The sequence below is a fragment of the Pseudorhodoplanes sp. genome (genome assembly GCF_046289595.1).
In the GTDB taxonomy this organism is placed as follows: domain Bacteria; phylum Pseudomonadota; class Alphaproteobacteria; order Rhizobiales; family Xanthobacteraceae; genus Pseudorhodoplanes.
Genome location: NZ_JBKBVB010000004.1, coordinates 1 through 18,816 on the forward strand (window position 1 = coordinate 1; position 18,816 = coordinate 18,816).

22 protein-coding genes and 1 pseudogene are annotated in these 18,816 nt (G+C 64.5%); 12 read left to right on the top strand and 11 right to left on the bottom strand.

Annotated features, from left to right (window positions below):
• Together hisC and ACK41X_RS01825 are read left to right on the top strand one after the other, a co-directional pair.
• Positions 1-1,028 (top strand): histidinol-phosphate transaminase (gene hisC / locus ACK41X_RS01820; RefSeq protein WP_409718585.1); only part of this gene is annotated, 1,028 nt, incomplete at its 5' end.
• A 9-nt stretch (positions 1,029-1,037) separates the two neighbouring features.
• On the top strand, positions 1,038-2,012 hold the full coding sequence (locus tag ACK41X_RS01825; RefSeq protein WP_409718588.1) for a prephenate/arogenate dehydrogenase family protein: 975 nt from the start codon (positions 1,038-1,040) through the stop codon (positions 2,010-2,012).
• A 107-nt stretch (positions 2,013-2,119) separates the two neighbouring features.
• On the opposite strand, the gene ACK41X_RS01830 is transcribed toward ACK41X_RS01825, so the two are convergent.
• Positions 2,120-3,235, bottom strand: coding sequence for a DUF2125 domain-containing protein (locus ACK41X_RS01830; protein ID WP_409718592.1), 1,116 nt, complete (start codon positions 3,233-3,235; stop codon positions 2,120-2,122).
• Between the two features lie 96 nt (positions 3,236-3,331).
• On the opposite strand from ACK41X_RS01830, the gene ACK41X_RS01835 reads away from it, so the two are divergent.
• Complete coding sequence (locus ACK41X_RS01835; RefSeq protein WP_409718595.1) at positions 3,332-3,946, top strand: gamma-glutamylcyclotransferase; 615 nt, start codon at positions 3,332-3,334, stop codon at positions 3,944-3,946.
• Between the two features lie 16 nt (positions 3,947-3,962).
• Here ACK41X_RS01835 and ACK41X_RS01840 read toward each other — a convergent pair whose 3' ends face one another.
• The 4 genes from ACK41X_RS01840 to ftsE form a co-directional block, all read right to left on the bottom strand.
• Positions 3,963-4,742: a lysophospholipid acyltransferase family protein gene (locus ACK41X_RS01840; protein WP_409718598.1), complete on the bottom strand. Its 780-nt coding sequence runs from the start codon at positions 4,740-4,742 to the stop codon at positions 3,963-3,965.
• 19 nt (positions 4,743-4,761) lie between these two features.
• Positions 4,762-5,385: a YdcF family protein gene (locus tag ACK41X_RS01845; RefSeq protein ID WP_409718601.1), complete on the bottom strand. Its 624-nt coding sequence runs from the start codon at positions 5,383-5,385 to the stop codon at positions 4,762-4,764.
• A gap of 88 nt (positions 5,386-5,473) precedes the next feature.
• Positions 5,474-6,439: a cell division protein FtsX gene (locus ACK41X_RS01850; protein ID WP_409718603.1), complete on the bottom strand. Its 966-nt coding sequence runs from the start codon at positions 6,437-6,439 to the stop codon at positions 5,474-5,476.
• Between the two features lie 6 nt (positions 6,440-6,445).
• Positions 6,446-7,105 (bottom strand): cell division ATP-binding protein FtsE, encoded by a 660-nt coding sequence (ftsE, locus tag ACK41X_RS01855; protein ID WP_409718606.1) that lies wholly within the window; start codon positions 7,103-7,105, stop codon positions 6,446-6,448.
• Positions 7,106-7,259: 154 nt separating this feature from the next.
• Here ftsE and ACK41X_RS01860 point away from each other — a divergent pair, with 154 nt between their 5' ends.
• Both ACK41X_RS01860 and ACK41X_RS01865 read left to right on the top strand, forming a co-directional pair.
• Positions 7,260-8,108, top strand: coding sequence for an MJ0042-type zinc finger domain-containing protein (locus ACK41X_RS01860; RefSeq protein ID WP_409718609.1), 849 nt, complete (start codon positions 7,260-7,262; stop codon positions 8,106-8,108).
• A 7-nt stretch (positions 8,109-8,115) separates the two neighbouring features.
• A complete protein-coding gene (locus tag ACK41X_RS01865; RefSeq protein ID WP_409718612.1) occupies positions 8,116-8,493 on the top strand; it encodes a response regulator in 378 nt (125 codons plus the stop codon).
• A gap of 56 nt (positions 8,494-8,549) precedes the next feature.
• On the opposite strand, the gene ACK41X_RS01870 is transcribed toward ACK41X_RS01865, so the two are convergent.
• The 4 genes from ACK41X_RS01870 to argH form a co-directional block, all read right to left on the bottom strand.
• Positions 8,550-11,132, bottom strand: a complete 2,583-nt coding sequence (locus ACK41X_RS01870; RefSeq protein WP_409718615.1) for a TIGR02302 family protein — start codon at positions 11,130-11,132, stop codon at positions 8,550-8,552.
• Positions 11,133-11,275: 143 nt separating this feature from the next.
• On the bottom strand, positions 11,276-12,553 hold the full coding sequence (lysA, locus tag ACK41X_RS01875; protein ID WP_409718618.1) for a diaminopimelate decarboxylase: 1,278 nt from the start codon (positions 12,551-12,553) through the stop codon (positions 11,276-11,278).
• An 8-nt stretch (positions 12,554-12,561) separates the two neighbouring features.
• Complete coding sequence (lptM, locus tag ACK41X_RS01880; RefSeq protein WP_409718621.1) at positions 12,562-12,804, bottom strand: LPS translocon maturation chaperone LptM; 243 nt, start codon at positions 12,802-12,804, stop codon at positions 12,562-12,564.
• A gap of 123 nt (positions 12,805-12,927) precedes the next feature.
• Complete coding sequence (argH, locus tag ACK41X_RS01885; protein ID WP_409718624.1) at positions 12,928-14,319, bottom strand: argininosuccinate lyase; 1,392 nt, start codon at positions 14,317-14,319, stop codon at positions 12,928-12,930.
• A 51-nt stretch (positions 14,320-14,370) separates the two neighbouring features.
• Between argH and tlpA the strand changes: the two genes are divergently transcribed.
• Entirely contained in the window at positions 14,371-15,033 is a 663-nt protein-coding gene (tlpA, locus tag ACK41X_RS01890; protein ID WP_409718627.1) for a thiol:disulfide interchange protein TlpA, read from the top strand.
• A gap of 19 nt (positions 15,034-15,052) precedes the next feature.
• On the opposite strand, the gene ACK41X_RS01895 is transcribed toward tlpA, so the two are convergent.
• The gene (locus ACK41X_RS01895) at positions 15,053-15,190 is read right to left on the bottom strand and encodes a hypothetical protein (RefSeq protein WP_409718630.1); all 138 of its coding nucleotides are present in this window, start codon (positions 15,188-15,190) and stop codon (positions 15,053-15,055) included.
• Between the two features lie 62 nt (positions 15,191-15,252).
• Complete coding sequence (locus ACK41X_RS01900; RefSeq protein WP_409718633.1) at positions 15,253-15,675, bottom strand: hypothetical protein; 423 nt, start codon at positions 15,673-15,675, stop codon at positions 15,253-15,255.
• A 151-nt stretch (positions 15,676-15,826) separates the two neighbouring features.
• Here ACK41X_RS01900 and ACK41X_RS01905 point away from each other — a divergent pair, with 151 nt between their 5' ends.
• From ACK41X_RS01905 to ACK41X_RS01930, 6 genes and pseudogenes are all read left to right on the top strand, one after another.
• Positions 15,827-16,270 (top strand): ArsR/SmtB family transcription factor, encoded by a 444-nt coding sequence (locus tag ACK41X_RS01905; protein WP_409718636.1) that lies wholly within the window; start codon positions 15,827-15,829, stop codon positions 16,268-16,270.
• Complete coding sequence (locus ACK41X_RS01910; protein ID WP_409718639.1) at positions 16,156-16,605, top strand: SRPBCC domain-containing protein; 450 nt, start codon at positions 16,156-16,158, stop codon at positions 16,603-16,605. Before ACK41X_RS01905 ends, ACK41X_RS01910 begins: the two co-directional genes overlap by 115 nt.
• A gap of 49 nt (positions 16,606-16,654) precedes the next feature.
• Positions 16,655-16,906, top strand: a pseudogene (locus ACK41X_RS01915) (VOC family protein); the annotation flags it as partial.
• Between the two features lie 196 nt (positions 16,907-17,102).
• Positions 17,103-17,747 (top strand): glutathione S-transferase family protein, encoded by a 645-nt coding sequence (locus ACK41X_RS01920; RefSeq protein WP_409718642.1) that lies wholly within the window; start codon positions 17,103-17,105, stop codon positions 17,745-17,747.
• Positions 17,748-17,823: 76 nt separating this feature from the next.
• Positions 17,824-18,186 carry a DUF1428 domain-containing protein gene (locus ACK41X_RS01925; protein ID WP_409718645.1) on the top strand — a complete coding sequence of 121 codons (363 nt, stop codon included), beginning with the start codon at positions 17,824-17,826 and terminating at the stop codon, positions 18,184-18,186.
• Between the two features lie 111 nt (positions 18,187-18,297).
• Positions 18,298-18,810 carry an SRPBCC domain-containing protein gene (locus tag ACK41X_RS01930; RefSeq protein ID WP_409718648.1) on the top strand — a complete coding sequence of 171 codons (513 nt, stop codon included), beginning with the start codon at positions 18,298-18,300 and terminating at the stop codon, positions 18,808-18,810.
• Positions 18,811-18,816 lie beyond the last annotated feature (6 nt).

Below are 18,816 nucleotides of genomic sequence, written 5' to 3' on the forward strand. Positions count from 1 at the left end.
CGGCACCGGGCGTCGAGAAGATTTACAAGCTGTCGTCGAACGAAAGCCCGCTCGGCGCGAGCCCACAGGCCATCGAGGCCTACAAGTCGGTCGCCAACGAGCTTCAGGATTACCCCGACGGCGCCGCGACCGCCTTGCGCGAAGCCATCGGCAAGGCCTATGGCCTCGATCCAGACCGCATCATCTGCGGCGCGGGCTCCGACGATCTGATCAACCTCCTGGCGCGCGGCTACCTCCAGGACGGCGACGAGGCGATCCACACCACGCATGGCTTCCTGATGTATCCGATCGCGACGCTCGGCGCCGGCGCAAAGCCCGTCGTCGCCGCGGAGAAGAATTTCACCGCTGATGTCGACGCGATCCTCAAGGCGGTGACGCCGAAGACCAAGATGGTGTTTCTCGCCAATCCGAACAATCCGACCGGCACCTACATCCCGTTCGACGAGGTGAAGCGCCTGCAGGCCGGCCTGCCGCCGCATGTGCTGCTCGTGCTTGACGCGGCCTATGCCGAATATGTCAGGCGCAACGATTACGAGGCCGGGATCGAACTGGTCGCCACCACCGAGAACGTGGTGATGCTGCGCACCTTCTCGAAAATCCACGGACTTGCGGCCTTGCGGCTCGGCTGGATCTATGGACCTGCGCATATCATCGATGCGCTGAACCGGATCCGCGGGCCGTTCAACGTCAATGCGCCCGCGATTGCGGCGGGCATCGCCTCCATCAACGACAGCGCACACATCGAGAGGGCGCGTGCGCATAACGAGAAGTGGCTGGCCTGGCTCACCGAAGAGATCGAGACGCTCGGCATCAGGGTGACACCGAGCGTCGGCAATTTCATCCTGCTGCATTTCCCGGAAACGCCGGGCAAGACCGCGGCCGAGGCCGACAAGCTCCTCACCTCGCGCGGCGTCATCATGCGCGCGGTGCGGGCCTACAAGCTGCCGAATGCGTTACGCATGACCGTCGGCAGCGAGGACGCCAACCGGCTGACGGTGAAGACGCTCGCCGAATTCATGGGCAAGTAAGTCACGGCCATGGCCGAAGCTTGCGTTATCTCTCGCCTTGCCGTCATCGGCGCCGGCCTGATCGGCGGATCGGTGGCGCGTGCGGCGAAGGCGGCCGCTGCGGCACAAACGGTCGTGGTGACGGACGCGTCGGCCGAGGCGCGAAAACGGGTGCGCGAAATCGGGCCGAGCTTCGCCGACATCGTCGCCGAGACCAGCGCCGATGCGGTGCAGGATGCGGACCTTGTTGTGATTGCAGTTCCGGTTGGCGCCTGCGGCGCGGTGGCCGAGGAGATCGCGGCCAGCCTCAAGCCCGGCGCGATCCTGTCGGATGTCGGCTCGGTCAAGGCTTCGGTCGCGCGCGACATGGCCCCGTTCGTGCCCAAGGGCGTGCATTTCATTCCCGCGCATCCGGTTGCAGGCACCGAGAATTCCGGGCCGGATGCCGGCTTTGCGGAGCTGTTCGTCAATCGCTGGTGCATTCTGACTCCGGTCCAGAACACCGATCCGGCCGCAACCGAAACGCTGCAGGCGTTCTGGGAGAAGATCGGCGCCAATGTCGCGGTGATGACGCCCGAGCACCACGATCTCGTGCTCGCCATCACCAGCCACCTGCCACATCTGATCGCCTACACCATCGTCGGCACAGCCAATGAACTCGGCGACGTCACGGAATCCGAAGTGCTGAAATTTTCTGCCGGCGGCTTTCGCGACTTCACCCGCATCGCGGCCTCCGATCCGACGATGTGGCGCGACGTATTCCTGCACAACAAGGACGCCGTTCTGGAAATGCTCGGCACCTTCAACGAGGATCTCTCCAAGCTGACCCGCGCGATCCGCCGCGGCGACGGCGAGGCGCTGTTCGAGCATTTCAGCCGGACGCGCGCGATCCGCCGCGGCATCGTCAATATCGGTCAGGACTCGGCTGCGCCGGATTTCGGCCGCCCGCATGGGCCGCTGCCAATCGCGCCGATCGCACGGCCCTACGCGTCGGACGATGATTGATTTGTCCGGACGCTCCGTTCATCCTCGCCAATGCGGGGCTCAATCGTCTCAAGCATTGGATTCCTGCGTGCGGGGGAATGGACGGCGTACGAGGCCGCTGTCGAAATCTAAAACAATGGCGGGGTCTGGCCGAGCTTGACCGGGCCGAGCGTTGCCACGCCGTCCTTGAAACGTAACGGTATCTTCGTGGCGCGGCGGCCCTCCAGCTCCACCTGTTCACCGAGCAACTGCACCGCGCTCGCAACCGCGCCAGGCGCCATCTGGTCGAGCAGATTGAGCGCTGCGCCCAGCCGCTGATTGCGGCTGCCGCCCTGCCGCGCCAGGGCTTCGACCCCGAGCGCCGGCAGGATTTTCTCGATACCGACCGCGGTGACGGTCAGGTCGCCATCGAGATAGCCCTGCTTCGTCAGCTTGAGACTGCCGGAGGCGACCGCAAGCGCGTCACCCTGTTTCAGGCGCACATTGCGCACCTCGATACGGCCGTCGGCCTGCTGGATTTCGCGAAAGCGCGCCGACCACGGCTTCGGCTGGAAATTGCGCAAGCCCACCAGCCGGGTATCGCCGTCAAAATCGAATGGCTTTGCCGCCAGTGGATGCCAGGACGGCGCGGTAGCGGCCTTCAGCGATCCGGCGATATCGATCACCGGATTGTCCTGCGCCGAGCCGGACGCCATGCGGCCGTGCAATTGCGCCTGATCGGCGGAGAAAATCCGTTCCGGCTTGCCGGAGGCGGCGCCGTTGCGGTCGAGCGTCATTTTGTCGACGGCGAAGGAGACGCGCTGCGGATTGCGCGGGGTGCCGCGCAGGCTGACGCGGCCGAGCGACCAGTTCGCCGTCATTGCAGGCGGCTGGCCCGGATCGGCGACCGTCAGAGGCGCCTGAATCTCCGCGATCACCAGCGTCGGCTGATAGACCTGCACCGCGGCCAGAATATTCGCCGCCGACAGCTGGAGCGGCGGCTGCGTCTTGGCGAGTTCCGCACCCGCCTTGTTGCAGCGGAATTCGATCCGGAACGGAAAGCCGCCCAGCGACTGAGAGCCGCATGCATAAACCCGGCCGCTGCGCGCCTCGCGCTCCATCCAGCCGGCAATGGTGGTGCGGGCGCGGTCGGCCGCGTAAAACCAGAATCCGCTCCAGCCGGCCGCAACAATCACCACGAGTAGCGCGGGAACGAGCCATCCGAGCGAACTGACGCGCCTCTGCGGCGGGGGATATGCATCCATGAGTCTTGTCCTGCCCCCTTATAGGCGGTCTCAAAGGCGCCGAATACGGCGTTTCGATGTTCCAGATGCCGTGCTAATTGCAGTCTATACACGCCAATGAAGCTGACCCTCGATCAAATCCCTGAAGATTTATGGGTGTTCGGCTACGGCTCGCTGCTGTGGCGGCCGGGCTTCGCCTTTATCGAGAAGGTGCCGGCGCGGGTGACCGGCCTGCACCGCTCGCTCTGTGTCTATTCCTTCGTTCATCGCGGGACGCCGGAAAGGCCCGGCCTCGTGCTCGGGCTTGATCGCGGCGGGGCCTGTCGCGGCCTCGCCTACCGGGTCGCCGCCGCCGATCGCGAGGCGACCGTCGCCTATCTCCGCGAACGGGAGCAAACCACCGCGGTCTATCTCGAGGTGCTGCGCGACGTCACGTTGCTCGGCAATCCCGAACGCAGGGTCGAGGCGCTGACCTATGTGGTCGATCGCGGCCATCCGCAATATGCCGGCAAGCTGTCGCTCGATCAGCGGCTGCATCTGATCCGGCAGGGACATGGACGCTCGGGTCCGAACCCGGAATACGTACTGGCCACGGTGGCCGAACTTGAGCGGCTGGGTTGCCGCGATGCGGAGTTGCATGCGCTGGCGGAGCGGCTGAAGGGAGTGGGACATTCCGCAGAGCCTGGGACTGCTCATTCCCGCGAAGGCGGAAATCCAGACCGGCCAAAATAGGCCGCTCAAGTTTCCATCATCGCGCCGGGTCTTCGCTTCCACGGGGACGGGGACGAGCGGAGCGTGATGATTCGCCCGACGCGCGCTTTCCCATCGCCACGAGCTCCGCTGTCCTGGTCTCGATCGCGTCCTGCAGCCGGTTGTAGAAAGTCTGACGGTCGAGCCCTGTCTCGATCGGCGGCAGAAACTCGACCCGCACCACGCCCGGATAGCGCCGGAAGGAGCGGCGCGGCCAGAACAGGCCCGAATTCAGCGCCACCGGCACGCAGGGCACGCCAAGCTCCGTATAGAGAAAGGCGACGCCGAATTTATAGTTCGGCTCGGCGCCGGGCGCGCGCCGCGTGCCCTCCGGAAAGATGATAATTTCACGCCCCCTCGCCGTTTCCTTCTTTGCGCGCTCGGTCATCGCCGCCAGCGCCTGCGAGCGCTTGCCGCGGTCGACCGGGATCATTTGCGCCTTGGCGGCGTACCAGCCGAAGAATGGAATCCAGAGAAGCTCGCGTTTGAGGATATAGGCCGGATCCTTCAACACGGTGATCAGCGCGAAAGTCTCCCACATCGACTGGTGCTTGGACGCAATCAGCGCCGCGCCTTGCGGGATATTCTCAAGACCGCGGAATTCGCAGCCGATATTGCAGACCGCCTTGAGCAGAAAGAGGTTCACCCGGCTCCAGCTCCGCACCATCGTGAGCAAAGCGCGGCGCGGCAGGACGAGCGTCGGCAGCGCCGCGACAAAATAAGCGAACAGCACCAGGTAGAAGAGCGCGTTGAAGAGAACGGAGCGGAGAATGATCACAAGCACAGTCCGGGATGGGTCACGCAATAAACCGCTCGAATAGCGGCATATGGATGCGCGCCAGGGCGGCGACATACTTCACATATTCGGTGAACAACAGGCGCAAGGTCGGCCCATGCGTCCAACCCGCCTTCAATTGATCGCTGACCACCGGGAATTCGATCAGTTCGATCTCAGGGAGCTGGTTCGACAATTCGGTCATCGCGCGCGGCATATGGTAGTTCGAGGTGACGACGATCAGCGACTTGAACCCGCGATCCATGACCCAGCGCCGCGTCTCTGTGGCGTTGGTAATGGTATTCACCGCGGCATGATCGAGATCGACGCAGCAGGCGATGATCGTCTCGTGCTCGGGACGCAGCCGCGCAATCTCGCGTTCGCTGGTCATCGGGTTGACCCCGGAGATCAGGAGGCGCTGGCCGCTGCCCCGCGCCAGAAGATCGATCGCATCCTCAATCCGCGACGCGCCGCCGGTCAGAACCACGATCCCGTCGGCCTTGTCGGACCAGGCGGCCTCGGACGTGGGCAGCCGGTAGACGAACCAGGCAAATCCCGCCCCAAACAGGAGCGAGGCCGTCGACCCAAGAATCAGCAGCCAGCCTGCCGCCCGGACCAGCCATCCCGGACGGGACTGGGTTCGCACAGATCTCGAATGTGATTCGGCTGACGGCATCGGTCTCCACCCCATACCAGAATAATGCCAATTGGGGCTCCGCGATGAAGGTGAAGCCTCAGATCGACGCAATCGTCTGGTTGACGGTGCGTCGCGAAGCTTCGGAGGCCACAGCGGCGATCACCACGATCTGGACAAGGATCACCAGATAGCCGGTCGTTCCGAGCGAAATCGAGCCGAATAGCGCCGCAAACTGGTCCGCCCCGGCCGTGCCGCGAATGATGGCTTCGAACGGCCGCAACAGGGCAAACAGCAGGATCGCGGCGGCGCCGCCGATCAGCCCGCCCTTCAGGCCCAGCCACAGGAAATGCCGCTGAAACTGGCCGGCGATGAAGCGGTCCTGCGCGCCAATGAAATGCAGCACCTCGATGACCGGCCGGTTCGCGGCCATGGCGCCGCGGGTCGCGAAATTGACGCACAGGATCGTCACCGCGATGACAAGACCAAGCACGATGATACCGCCAACCATGATGAAATCGGCAAAGGCGCGCATGCGGTCGATCCAGCCGCGATGATCGTCGACCGATACCCCATCGACTTTCTCGGCCAAAATCTGGCGCAAAGCCGCCGCGTCGAAATCGGCGCCGGAGGCGAGCTTGACCACGATGACGCGCGGAACCGGCAATTCATCGAGCGATAGGGCACTGCCGAGCCACGGCTCCAAAAGGCGCGCGGATTCGGTCTGCGAATAGGGGCGGACGTCCGAGACACCCCTGAAATTTCGGGCGATCGCAACGGCTTCCCGCACCGCCGCCTCCAAGTCGCGGCCCTGCACCGGTCGGATCTGAATGGTGACTTCGCGCAAAATCTCGGTCTGCCAGTCGGCGGCGTTCATGCGCACCAGCATGACGGCGCCGGTGGTCAGCGATGCCAAGAATGTCATGATCGCCACCACCGCCACCAATGCCCGCCCGCCGATCGACTGATGCGGCACGATCGGCGATTCCATCCTGGGGAGCGGCACGCCAGGCGCCGCCGGCGAATCTCGGCCCGGATCTGCGCCGGTCTTGTGCGCGCGTGCCATATGGCCTCAATCGTAGAGATGCAGACGCCCGCCATGCAGCACCAGGCGACGGGCGTCAAACTGATCCATCAGTGCAATATCGTGGGTCGCGATCACGATCGAGGTTCCCGACCGGTTCAGTTCCTGAAACAGATGCAGCAGCCGTTTGCCAAGGCTCGGATCCACATTGCCGGTCGGCTCGTCGGCCAAAAGCAGGTGCGGCCGTGCCACCACCGCGCGCGCGATCGCCGCGCGCTGCTTCTCGCCTCCGGACAGCACCGGCGGCAGGGCAAACATCCGATCGCCAAGGCCGACCCACTGCAGAAGCTCAATCACCTCGTGGCGATAGCTTCGCTCCTCGCGCCCCATGATGCGGAACGGCAGCGCCACATTCTCGTAGGTGGTCATGTGATCGAGCAGACGGAAATCCTGGAACACGATGCCGATCCGGCGGCGCAGTGCCGCAAGGCGGTCGCTGTCGAGCGTTGAGGTGTCCTGCCCGAACACCGTGATCAGGCCCCGGGTCGGCTTGAGCGACAGGAACAGCAGCTTGAGCAGGGAGGTCTTGCCTGCGCCGGAAGGTCCGGTCAGGAACTGGAATGAATTCGGCTCGATGCGGAAGGTCAGGTCGCGCAGGATTTCCTGGCCCATTCCATACCGCAATCCGACATTCTCGAAACGGACCACGCCGCTCTCCGATGATTCAAGACCGCCGCTCCGCTGCGCGCGGGGCAGCGGCCCCGAAGATACGCCCGTCGAGCACAGACCGGTATGGTTTCCAATCCGTTAACGAACCGCTGCTAGCGTCGCGCCTTGGAAAACCAGGCGATCCGAATCAGCGATGCTCATAGTTTGCCCGCATTGCGCGACGTCCTACCGGGTTAGGCCGGAAAGCGTCGGCGAAAACGGCCGCAAGGTCCGTTGCGTCAGCTGCCACAATGTATGGTTCGAGGAGCCGCGCCAGGCTGCGGCGCAGGCCGCGGGCATCGCCGAACCCGAAGCCTTTGAGGTACCGCAGATCCGCCCGCCGCTCGACGATGTCGTCGACATTGGCGATCCAGATCGCGGAGCGTCCGCCGACCCGCACGACCCCGGCGCCGGCAGCGTTCCATACGAAAACGCCCCTCCGATCGCTCCGGGGCAGGCCGACGCCGAATCGCCGGTACCGGATTCGCCAAACAACGTCGAAAAGCTTGCAGCCAGGCGCTCCGCCAAACAGCAGGTCATGCGGGGGAAAGCGAATCTATCGCGTCACACCCTGCCGGCCCTGATCTGCGCGATGGGCCTCCTTTTGCTGTGCCTGGTCGCCGCGAGGCAGCAAATCGTGCGTTACCTGCCGCAAACCGCTTCGCTGTATGCGAGCATCGGCCTGCCGGTCAATCTGCGTGGACTCGCATTCGCAAATATCAGGACGGCCCGCGAGGTCGAGGACGGCGTGCCGCTTTTGATCGTCGAAGGCGACATCGTTGGGACCACGGGCCGGCACACCGAAGTTCCGCGGCTGCGCTTCGCCGTCACCGATGCCGGTGGCAAGGAAATCTACGCCTGGACCGCGCGCCCGGCGCGCAACCTGCTACCGCCTGGCGAGACATTGCCGTTCCGCTCGCGGCTGGCTTCGCCGCCGGCAGAAGCCAGCGGCATCACTGTCCGATTTTTCAACCGGCGCGACGCCCAAGCCGGATTCATGTGAGGGAAGAATGGCCCGCATCCTGCTCGCGGAAGACGAAGAATCACTGCGCGACCTGGTGGCGCGCGCGCTCATTCAGGACGGGCATGAGGTCGTGGCCAATTGCGACGGTGCGGCGGCGCTCGACGCCTTGCTGCGCGATGAGGGCCGCTACGACCTGCTGCTCACCGACATCAAGATGCCGATCATGGACGGCATCGCCCTCGCACTCGCCGCCAGCCGCGATTATCCGGCGTTGCCGATCCTGTTAATGACCGGCTATGCCGACCAGCGCGAACGCGCCTACGGCCTCGAACTTCTCATCCGCGACGTCATCCAGAAACCGTTCACGCTGGCGACGATCTGCGGCGCGGTGCGGGACGCGCTCGCGGTACCGCAGATGCATTGACACAAGATTGCCGGCATGCGCGACGGCTGCTGCTCTGCAGAAGGCCAAGAAAACGCTCAGAACCCCTTCAGCAGACGCTCGATGTAATCCAGCTCAAGCTGCGGCCGCATCGGATCGGCAAAGCGGCGGCGCAGTTCATCGAGGATGCGGCGGGCGCGCTGAATGTCGATCTCGCCCGGCACCTTGACGGTTTGATCGTCGCTGTAATCGCGGCCCTGGCGTAGCGGCCGCCCGAGCGGATCGGTGTCCTGCTGGGCCCGCGCCGGACCCTGGCGTCCCGGCTGGCCCGGCCCTGGCCCCATGCCAGGCTGCTGCATGGCCTGCGCCATACCTTGAGCGCCGCGCCGCAGCGCCTCCAGCGCGCGGCCCTGCGATCCTACCGCACCCTCCGAGTCGCCGTCGCCAAGCTGGCCTTCAGCCTCGCCCATGGCCTCACCGGCCTTGCCGAGCTGATCCATCCCGTTCTGGCCCTGTTCGCCCTGCTGGCCCATGCCGCGCTGACGCAATTGCTCCAGCAATTTCTGCAGCTGCTCGCGCAGCGCCTGCTGGTTCTGACGCAACTCGCCCATGCCCTGCTGGTTCTGCTGCTGGCCCTGCTGGCCGCGCTGGCGGTCGCGGCGCTGATCCTGACCCTGCCGGAAGGTCCGGTCGCGCAATTGCTGCTGTTCGCGGATCATGTTGCCGAGTTCATCCAGCGCCGACATCATGTCGTCGGAATCCTGATCGCCCTGCTGGCCCGGACGCGCCATCTGCAGATTTTCGAGCATCTGCTGCAATTCCTGCAGCAGCCGCTGCGCGGCGTCTTTGGCGCCGGACCGGGACAATTGCTCGATCCGGTCGAGCATATTTTTCAGATCCTGCGAGCGCAGCTGGCGCGCATTCGGGTCCATCGGACGCGCCATCTGCTGCTGCGGATTCTTGCGCATCTCCTCGGCGAGCGCCTGCAGGAATCTATCGAGGGCGGCGCGCAGGTCGTCGGTCAGCTTCTTTATTTCTTCGTCGCTCGCGCCGCGTTCCAGCGCCTCACGCAATGCCTCCTGCGCTGCTCGCAATGCGGCCTCGACATCGGAGATATTGCCGTCCTCGATCTTCGTCGCCATGTCCCACAGACGCGCCACAACCTCGCGCAGTGAATCGTCGGACTTGGCGCGCGTCAGCTGCCAGTAGATCGAGCGCAAACCGAGATAGACTGACGCCTCGATCTTGAACACTTCGGGCGCCATCGCGAGCGCATCGAGCGCGGTCAGCACATGGGGCTTGGCTTCGGCGTCGAGCGCGAGCGTTCGCCGCTGCTCGATCAGCGCGCGCGCCATCGGCTTGGTGAAAACCCGTTCCGGAAGCCGCATGTCGAAAGGCTCGGACCGTCCCTCGTTGCCTCCCTCGTCCATCGCCCGCAATGTCAGCGCCACCTCGGCGCCCGCCCAGGGATGGCCGGACAGATCGCGAAGCGTCTGTCCGATGCCGCTTCGGGTACGGGCCTGCGGCAGCGTCAGCGGCATGTCGGGCGCATCAAACAAGGGACGCGCCGGCTTGAAGCCGCCGGGTTTGACGCCAAACGAGTCAAATTTCTGCGGCTTCAGTGCGAACAGGGCGCGCGCATCCACCACGCCATAATCGTCCTCGACCCGGTAATTCAGCATGAGCGAACCGCGCGCTTGCGGCTCCGGATCCCTAGTAAGCGCGATGCTGGGCGCGCGGTCGGGCACGGCGACAAAAGTCCAGGTCACAGGATCGCCAATACCGCGCAACGTCACCTCGCCCTGTTCGGCGATCACATAGCGGAATTCCTCAGTGCCGGCCGCTGCCGGCTGGGCGTGAGCCTGAGCCTCGCCCTTGTCCTCAACTTTGACGCCGCCATTCGCGGTCACATTGAGTCCGCTGGCTCCGCTGACCCTGATAACCAGGATCGAGTTTGCCGGAACGGTGACCGGCTGGGCGGCCCGCACCGGCTCGCCCCGCCGTAATCCCGGCAAGATGACCGGTGGGCGCTGCGTATAAGGCGGCGGCGCCACCCAGGCATCGACCCGGTAATTCGGCGGTGTCACCGCACCGTACCAGTTGAAGGCCGCAGCGACCCGACGATCGCGATCGCCCCCCGCGGCAAAGAAAGTAGCGACACACGCCAGCAGCACCAGCGCCCGGACGGCGACCGGATCGCGGGCCGAGAGCTTCGGCATCGGCCATCCGGCGCGCAGCTGCCGCGCCGCGGCAAGCGCGCGCTCGACATGCGCGCGCCACAGCGCCTGGGTCAACGGGTCGCTGGAGGAGGCCGCCAGACGATCTGTCATGGCGACTGCGGGCCGGTGCGGCAGGCCGCTGCGGCGGTCGAGGCGCTGCAGGCCGTCGGCCAAAGTGGGGATTCGCACAAAAATCAGCGGCGAAAGCGCTGCAAGCGCCAGGAGCCCGAAAATGGCGACGCCGATGGCTCGCGCCAGCGGCGGCAGCCACAGCCACAGGCCAAGCCAGGAAAGCGCCAGAAACAGGCCGCAGACTGTCAGAAAAGCCGCGAGTGGCGGCCAGACCTGCTCCCACAACAGCGATAGGCGGGCGCGAGCAACACCCCGCGTCAACAACCGGTCCGCCTCGCGCTGGGACGAAAGCGCCGTGTAATCAGAACCCTGCGTCGGCTTTTCGGTCAACGGCCTGTTCCTTTGGGAATCTGCGGTCGTTTAAGCTTATCACGCCTCTGCCGGCTACCTAGTCACGAAACGCCGGCTACCTAGTCACGAAACCAGGAAGTACGAAGCAAGGAGCAGGCCATCGTCGCCTGCTTGGCCTGCCGTTACTTCGGCTCCGCCTGGAGCCAGGGCGGCGACCGATCGAGCCCGATCAATGCGTCGGCTTCGAGGCGCGGCCGGACCAGCGACCAGGCGTCTCCCCGGACCAGCACCTCCGGGATCAGCGGACGGGTATTGTAGGTTCCGGCCTGAACCGCGCCGTACGCGCCGGCGGTCATCACGGCAAGCAGGTCGCCGGCCTTGGGTTCCGGCAGATCGCGATTGAGCGCGAGATAGTCGCCGGTCTCGCAGACCGGGCCGACCACATCGGCGCGGATCCAGGGCGCACCGGGGAGCGGCCGCACCGGGATGACATCGTGATGGGCTTCGTACAACGTCGGGCGGATCAGATCGTTCATCGCCGCATCGACGATAACGAAAGTCTTGGCCTCGCCGTGCTTCACGTAGATCACGCGGGTCACCAGGATGCCGGCATTGCCGACGATCAGCCGGCCGGGCTCAAAGATCAGCTTGCAATCGAGCCCGCGCGTCGCGTCCTTGACCACTTTCGCATAGGCTGCGGGATCGGGCGGCGTCTCCCCGCCCTCGCGATAGGGAATGCCAAGACCACCGCCGAGATCGACATGGGCAATGGTGTGCCCGTCAGCACGCAATTGCCGCACGAAATCGGACAGCAGCGCGAAGGCATCGGCGAAGGGCGACAATTCCGTGATCTGGCTGCCGATATGCATGTCGACCCCCGCCACGCGAATGCCGGGCAGATCCGCGGCATGACGATAGACCTCGCGGGCACGGCTGATCGGGATGCCGAACTTGTTCTCGGCCTTGCCGGTCGCGATCTTGGCATGAGTCTTTGCGTCGACGTCGGGATTGACCCGGATCGAAATGTCGACGCTTGCGCCCTTGCCGCTCGCGACCTGCGACAGCAGTTGCAGCTCCGGCTCGGATTCCACGTTGACACAGAGGATGCCGGCATCGACGGCAGCGGCGAGTTCGGCTGCGGTCTTGCCGATACCGGAAAACATGATTTTCTCCGGCGGGATGCCGGCTGCCAAAGCGCGCTTGAGCTCGCCGCCCGATACCACATCGGCGCCGGCGCCGAGACGCGCCAGCGTTGCGATCACCGCCTGGTTGGAATTGGCCTTGACCGCGTAGCAGACCAGCGACGGCACATCGGCGAAGGCATCGGCAAAAACCCGGTAATGCCGCTCCAGCGTCGCGGTCGAATAGCAATAGAATGGCGTGCCGACGGCCTCGGCGAGGGCGGCAAGGTCTACCGCCTCGGCGTGCAGCCCGCCGTTGCGATAGGCGAAATGGTGCATGGCGCCAGCTAGTTTAACAGAACGTCGAGCGGGATCGGCCGGTCCGGTCCCCGGATGATTGGCAAGCCGCGCGCCGAACCGCGGCGCACCACCGTGCCGCCCTCTTCGGTCTCTTCGTCGAGCGAACCGGTGGGGTTCGCAGCAAGTCCGCCCGGCGGCGCATCGAGCGCGCCTTTGCGGCCGCAGGCCGAAAGGCCCAGCGCAGCGGCAAGGATAACAACCGCTGCCAGGCGGTAAGATACGGCAGTCAATCCACGGATCACGAAAAACGGGCTCCCCCGAACGGCGCGGACCATATCAGACGCCCCGAAGATGGCGAAATCCCCGATCGCCGGGCTTTCCCGCCAAAAATTCCGGGCTGCGGCCGAAAAACCTCACTGTGCATCCCTGCCCAGCCGCTTCAGCCAGCGCTTGGCCTGAAGCCTCACATTTTTCGGCGCGGTGCCGCCATAGCTCACCCGGCTCTGCACCGAGCGCTCGACCGACAGCACCTTGAACACATCCTCGCTGATGCGCGGCTCAATCGACTGCATCGCGGCGAGCGGTACCCGGTGCAGCGGCAATCCATCCTTCGCCGCCAGCGCCACGATGCTGCCAGTGATGTGATGGGCCTGCCGGAACGGGATATTCAACGCGCGCACCAGCCAGTCGGCGAGATCGGTCGCTGTGGCATAGCCCTCGCCCGCCGCCTTCTTCATGCGCGCGACGTCGGGCTCGATGTCGCGCACCATGCCGGTCATCGCCGCGATGCAGAGAGACAGCGCACCGAGTGCGTCCATGGCGCCTTCCTTGTCCTCCTGCATGTCCTTCTGATAGGCGAGCGGCAATCCCTTCATGACCACCACGATGGCCTGGAACGCTGCGGCGATCCGTGCGGCTTTCGCGCGCACCAGTTCCGCCGCATCGGGGTTTCGCTTCTGCGGCATGATCGAGGAGCCGGTGGTGAATTTGTCGGACAGCCGCATCAGCCCGGTCAGCGGCGAGGTCCAGATCACGATTTCCTCGGCAAGACGTGACAGATGCACGGCGCAGATGGTGGCCGCGGCAAGCGTCTCCATCACAAAATCGCGGTCGGACACGGCATCGAGCGAATTCGCCGTCGGCCGGTCGAAGCCGAGCGCCTTTGCGGTCCTCTCGCGGTCGAGCGGAAACGATGTCCCTGCGAGCGCCGCCGAACCAAGCGGGGATTCGTTCAGCCGCTTGCGGGCATCCTTGAAGCGGCCGCGATCGCGATCGGCCATCTCCACGAACGCGAGCAGATGGTGTCCAAACGTCACGGGCTGAGCGGTCTGTAGATGGGTGAGGCCCGGCATCACGGTTCCGGCATGCTCGAAGGCGCGCTCGGCCAGCGCCGTCTGAAAATCGGCCAGCGCCGCATCGAGTGCGTCGATGGTGTCGCGGACCCAGAGTTTGAAATCGGTGGCGACCTGGTCGTTTCGGGAGCGCGCGGTGTGCAGCCGTCCGGCCGCCGGGCCGATCAATTCCGCGAGCCGCGATTCCACATTCATGTGCACGTCTTCCAGCGCGCGCTGGAAGTTAAAATTGCCGGCCTCGATCTCTGACAAAATCGTGTCCAGCCCGGACGCGATCTTGGTTGCGTCCTCCGCCGCGATGATGCCTTGCTCGGCCAACATTGCCGCATGGGCCTTGCTCGCAGCGATGTCCTGGCGGTAGAGGTGCCGGTCGACGTCGATCGAGGCGTTGATCGCCTCCATGATCGCATCGGGGCTCGACGAGAACCGTCCGCCCCACATCTTGTTGCTCATGACCGTGACCTGACGTGACCTGAAGAGTGTTCCGAAAGAGTGTTCCGAACCATGCCGTCCGATAGCCCCGATTTCGCAAAAAGGCGTCTGCTGGTGATGATTCTCGGCGGGCTTGCGGGAGTGGCCGTGGCGCTGACGGGGATATACGGGATGGGCGCGCTGGTGCGCAAATCGGCCGTGCCGGAAGCCTGCCGCCCGGCGGCGCAGCTCGCCCAGACCCTGCAGCCGCTTGCAAGGGGCGAGGTCGCGGCACTCGCCCCCGCGAAAAGCCCGATTCCGCTCTCCATGATCGCTTTCCGCGATGACGCCGGCAAGGAACACACGCTCGCCGACTGGAAGGGCAGGACCGTGCTGCTGAACCTCTGGGCCACCTGGTGCGCGCCCTGCAAGAAGGAGATGCCGGCGCTGGACGAATTGCAGGTGAAGCTCGGTGGACCGGAATTCGAGGTCGTGGCGGTCAATATCGACACCCGCAATCCGGAAAAGGCCAAGGCCTGGCTGACCGAAAATGGCATCAGGGCGCTCGGCTATTACGCCGACAACAGCGCCCGGATCTTCCAGGAGCTGAAGGAAAAGGGCCGCGCCTTCGGCATGCCGACCACGATCCTGATCGACAAGAATGGCTGCGAGGTCGCGACGCTGGCCGGTCCCGCCGAATGGGCGAGCCCGGATGCGGTGAAGTTCATCGAGGCGGCGCTGGGGCGGTCGTCGTAACGGCCGACCGGGCGGTCGCCTAAACCGAAATATCGAGATTGCCGCCGATGCCTTCGGCGACCAGCGCCTTCATGTTGTCCTGTGCGGTCTCGAGCACCTGAGCCACCGACGCCGCCGCATCGGCATTCATCTTCATGATCTTTGCGGCGGCCGCCATTTGCAGCCTCGCGGTCGATGCGCCCGCGAACGCGGCCGCCAGAGCTCCGACATCCATGACCGTTACACTGTCACGTTGACCCGGACGCCGGTCTTCAGATCGACCACCGTGCCGTCGCTATGGGTGATCGTGTTGGCGGAAAGATTGATCGTGGCGCCGCCGCCCACAGTGACCGAGTCCGAATAGCTGAAGGACGATTCCTTTGGCGCCGTGACCAGATTGTCCTGGGCCGCCAGTTGCGCAAGCGCCTTGTCGCGTTTGGCCTGGGCCTCGTCGGCTATCCGCTTCAGCGCCTTGTTCGCAGCAATCTCGCCGATATTGTAGCCGACATCGGCCCACGCGGTCTGCAGCGAGGCGATGGCGTTCTGCATATTGGCTTCGTATTTCTGCTGGAACGCCTTTCGCTTCTCGCGCCACGCAGTCATGTTCTCGTATGCGGACTGGGTCCGCGTCCAGTTCATCTTCTTGATGCCGCCGACTGACATGCTGCGCTCCGCCGCCGAATATCGCGCAAAGCGGTTACGAAGCGCCTAACGCCGGGTTAACGCGACCACCGGTCGCAGGCGCCCCCGGGCACCCGGAAATTTCTGGAATTCGCACTTGACGCGGCGCCGTGGCGGGTTAACACTTAACCATATGGTTTACTATCGACATGACAGCCTCGACGCGACCTTCGCGGCCCTGTCCGACCCGACGCGGCGTGCGATCCTCGCGCGGCTCGCGGAACAGGACGGCATGTCGGTCAGCGATATCGCCAAACCGTTTGCTGTGTCGCTGCCTGCCGTCATCAAGCATCTCGACGTGCTTGAGAGCGCCAAGCTGATCCGCCGCTCGAAAACGGGCCGGGTCGTGTCCTGCGAACTGACGGCCGCGCCCATGGAGGACGCCATGCTGTGGCTGAACCGGTATGCGCAGTTCTGGTCGAAACAGCTCGATCGCCTTGCTGCCTTTGTGGAGGAAACATCATGTCCCTCGCCCGCGCCGACATCGTCCAAAAGCCAAGCCTCACCCTCAAACGTCGTTTCAATGCGCCGGCGGAAAAGGTCTACGCCGCCTGGACCGACCCCGAAAAAATCGTGAAATGGTTCGGGCCGGATTCCGGTCCGGTGACCAAGGCTGAGATCGACCTGCGCGTCGGCGGCCGCTTCGACATCGGCTTCCACACCGAGGACGGCGAATACCATCAGGTCGGCGGCGTCTATCGCGAGGTGGTTCCGAACGAGAAGCTCGCCTTCACCTGGGCCTGGCACACCATGAAGGAGCGCGAGTCGTTCGTCACCATCACCATCAAGCGCGACGGCGACGGCTCGATTCTGACCTTGCATCACGAGAAATTCGCCGACGAGGCGGCGCGCGACGGTCACAGCCGCGGCTGGACCGGCTCGCTCGACAAGCTGGAAACGCTTTTGGGCTGAAGCACAGGCGCAAGCGGCCTGAATCGACCCCGATCGCACGGAGCGCACGATGTCCGCACACGGCACTTTTCACTGGAACGAGTTGCTGACGCGCGATGTCGCGCACGCGAAGCAGTTCTATGCCGAAACCATCGGCTGGCGGTTCGAGGGCATGCCGATGGTCCATGAAGGCGGCCGCACTTATTGGTGCGCGTTCATGAAAGACCATCCGGTGGCTGGCATGTTCGAACTGGCCTCGCCGGATTTTGACGACGTACCGGAGGGCTGGATGTCCTATCTTGCTGTCGACGATGTTGACGCACGCGTCGAAAAGGCGGTCAGCGCCGGTGCGACGCTGATGCGTCCGATCTTCGATGTGCCCGATGTCGGGGCGCATCGCCATCCTGCGCGAGCCGGGCGGCGCCGGCATCGGCTGGATGACGCCTGTCGCCCGCTGATCGGCGTGACGCACCTTTGCAAAAATCCAAGCGCATCGAAACGCCCCAAGGGAAAGCCTGATGATAACGATTTCCGCCTTCAGGTGGGTTCCGGATTTCGCTCACGGCCAGGTGCGCGACCTGCGCGCGCGCTGGGCGCTGGAGGAAGCCGGCCTTCCCTACCGCACGCGCCTTCTCGAACAGGGCGACCAGGACAAGCCGGATTACCGCGCATTGCAGCCGTTCGGACAGGTGCCGGTTCTTGAGGACGACGGCTTCGTACTGTTCGAGACTGGCGCGATCGTGCTGCATATCGGCGAACGGAGCGAAGCGCTGCTGCCGAGGGATCCGCAAGCCCGCGCGCGGGCGACGCAATGGATGTTCGCCGCGCTCAACTCGCTCGAGCCGTTCATCATCAATGTCGCCCTGATCGACCTGTTCTACGCGGATCAGGAATGGGCCAGGCTGCGGCGGCCCGGCGCGGTTGAATTCGCGCAGCGGCGCCTCACCGCGCTCTCAAACGCGCTCGTTGACAGGCCCTATCTCGACGGCGAGCGCTTCACCGCGGGCGATCTGATGATGACCACTGTCTTGAGAATCCTCGATTACACCGATATCGTCACGCGCGACCAGCGCCTTGCGGCCTATATCGCGCGCTGCACCGCGCGGCCCGCCTTCAAGCGCGCGCTCAATGCACAGATTGCCGACTTCAAGATGACGGCGTGAACCGCCGAACGCGGCCGATTGCTGCCATTCACGCTGAGCGGCAAGCACCGCCGGACACAAGAAAGGAAAACCGACCATGCCTTACGTCGACGGATTCATCATCCCGGTGCCGAAGAAAAAACTGAAGGACTATGAGCGCATCGCCATGCTCGCCGGCAAGGTGTGGAAGGAATACGGCGCGATCGATTACCACGAATGCGTCGCCGACGACGTCAAACCCGGCAAGTGGACCTCGTTCCCGCAGGCCGTGAAGCTGAAGAAAGGCGAGGTCGTGGTGTTCTCCTGGATCACCTACAAGTCGCGCAAGCAGCGCGATTCCATCATGAAGAAGGTGATGAAGGACAAGCGCCTCACCGATATGATGAACGACCCGAAGAAGATGCCGTTCGATACCCGGCGCATGATCTGGGGCGGCTTCAAGAGCTTCGTCGATCTTTGAGCACCCGCCGCACGCTCGGCGCGAAGGGAGCGCTCGAGTCGATTTCGTACCTCCGCATCGGCGGGCACAGCAAACCCGTTCGCAGACCACTCACCGGAGAAATTGGTTCGCATGACCCTGACCGACACCGAACAGGATTTCGTCGTGACCCGCATCGTGAAAGCGCCGCGCGCACGGGTCTGGGAGGCCTACAGCCAAGCCGATCAGCTTGCACGATGGTGGGGACCGAAAGGTGCAACGATCCGCGTGCTCAAACTCGATTTCCGTCCGGGCGGACTGTTCCACTACGCGATGGAATTCCAGCCCGGCCATCCGATCTACGGCCGCTTCATCTACGGCCTGATCGATGAGCCGCATAGGCTGGAATATATCAGCGGTTTTTCCGACGAGAATGGCGGCCTCACCCGCGCACCGTTTCCGCAGCTCGAAGGCCGCTTCCCGCTCGAGATCCATAACGCCGTTACCGTCGAGGAGAAGAATGGGGCAACGCTGGTAACCGGTCGCTCGACCCCGATCAATGCAACGCGCGCCGAGATTGAGACCTTCGTCGGCATGTTCGATTCCATGCGCGGAGGGTTCGATGGCACCTTCGACAAACTCGATACCCTTCTCGCGAACCGATAGTGGGGT

Excerpts from the sequence above, each read along its gene's own strand:
- ACK41X_RS01900 (WP_409718633.1), bottom strand. The coding sequence starts at position 15,675 with ATGTCAGTCGGCGGCATCAAGAAGATGAACTGGACGCGGACCCAGTCC.
- ACK41X_RS01930 (WP_409718648.1), top strand. The coding sequence starts at position 18,298 with ATGACCCTGACCGACACCGAACAGGATTTCGTCGTGACCCGCATCGTG.
- ACK41X_RS01910 (WP_409718639.1), top strand. The coding sequence starts at position 16,156 with ATGTCCCTCGCCCGCGCCGACATCGTCCAAAAGCCAAGCCTCACCCTC.
- ACK41X_RS01825 (WP_409718588.1), top strand. The coding sequence starts at position 1,038 with ATGGCCGAAGCTTGCGTTATCTCTCGCCTTGCCGTCATCGGCGCCGGC.
- ACK41X_RS01850 (WP_409718603.1), bottom strand. The coding sequence starts at position 6,439 with ATGGCACGCGCGCACAAGACCGGCGCAGATCCGGGCCGAGATTCGCCG.
- ACK41X_RS01925 (WP_409718645.1), top strand. The coding sequence starts at position 17,824 with ATGCCTTACGTCGACGGATTCATCATCCCGGTGCCGAAGAAAAAACTG.
- ACK41X_RS01835 (WP_409718595.1), top strand. The coding sequence starts at position 3,332 with ATGAAGCTGACCCTCGATCAAATCCCTGAAGATTTATGGGTGTTCGGC.
- ACK41X_RS01865 (WP_409718612.1), top strand. The coding sequence starts at position 8,116 with ATGGCCCGCATCCTGCTCGCGGAAGACGAAGAATCACTGCGCGACCTG.
- argH (WP_409718624.1), bottom strand. The coding sequence starts at position 14,319 with ATGAGCAACAAGATGTGGGGCGGACGGTTCTCGTCGAGCCCCGATGCG.
- ACK41X_RS01920 (WP_409718642.1), top strand. The coding sequence starts at position 17,103 with ATGATAACGATTTCCGCCTTCAGGTGGGTTCCGGATTTCGCTCACGGC.
- ACK41X_RS01860 (WP_409718609.1), top strand. The coding sequence starts at position 7,260 with ATGCTCATAGTTTGCCCGCATTGCGCGACGTCCTACCGGGTTAGGCCG.
- ACK41X_RS01830 (WP_409718592.1), bottom strand. The coding sequence starts at position 3,235 with ATGGATGCATATCCCCCGCCGCAGAGGCGCGTCAGTTCGCTCGGATGG.
- tlpA (WP_409718627.1), top strand. The coding sequence starts at position 14,371 with ATGCCGTCCGATAGCCCCGATTTCGCAAAAAGGCGTCTGCTGGTGATG.
- lysA (WP_409718618.1), bottom strand. The coding sequence starts at position 12,553 with ATGCACCATTTCGCCTATCGCAACGGCGGGCTGCACGCCGAGGCGGTA.
- ACK41X_RS01895 (WP_409718630.1), bottom strand. The coding sequence starts at position 15,190 with ATGGCGGCCGCCGCAAAGATCATGAAGATGAATGCCGATGCGGCGGCG.
- ACK41X_RS01905 (WP_409718636.1), top strand. The coding sequence starts at position 15,827 with ATGGTTTACTATCGACATGACAGCCTCGACGCGACCTTCGCGGCCCTG.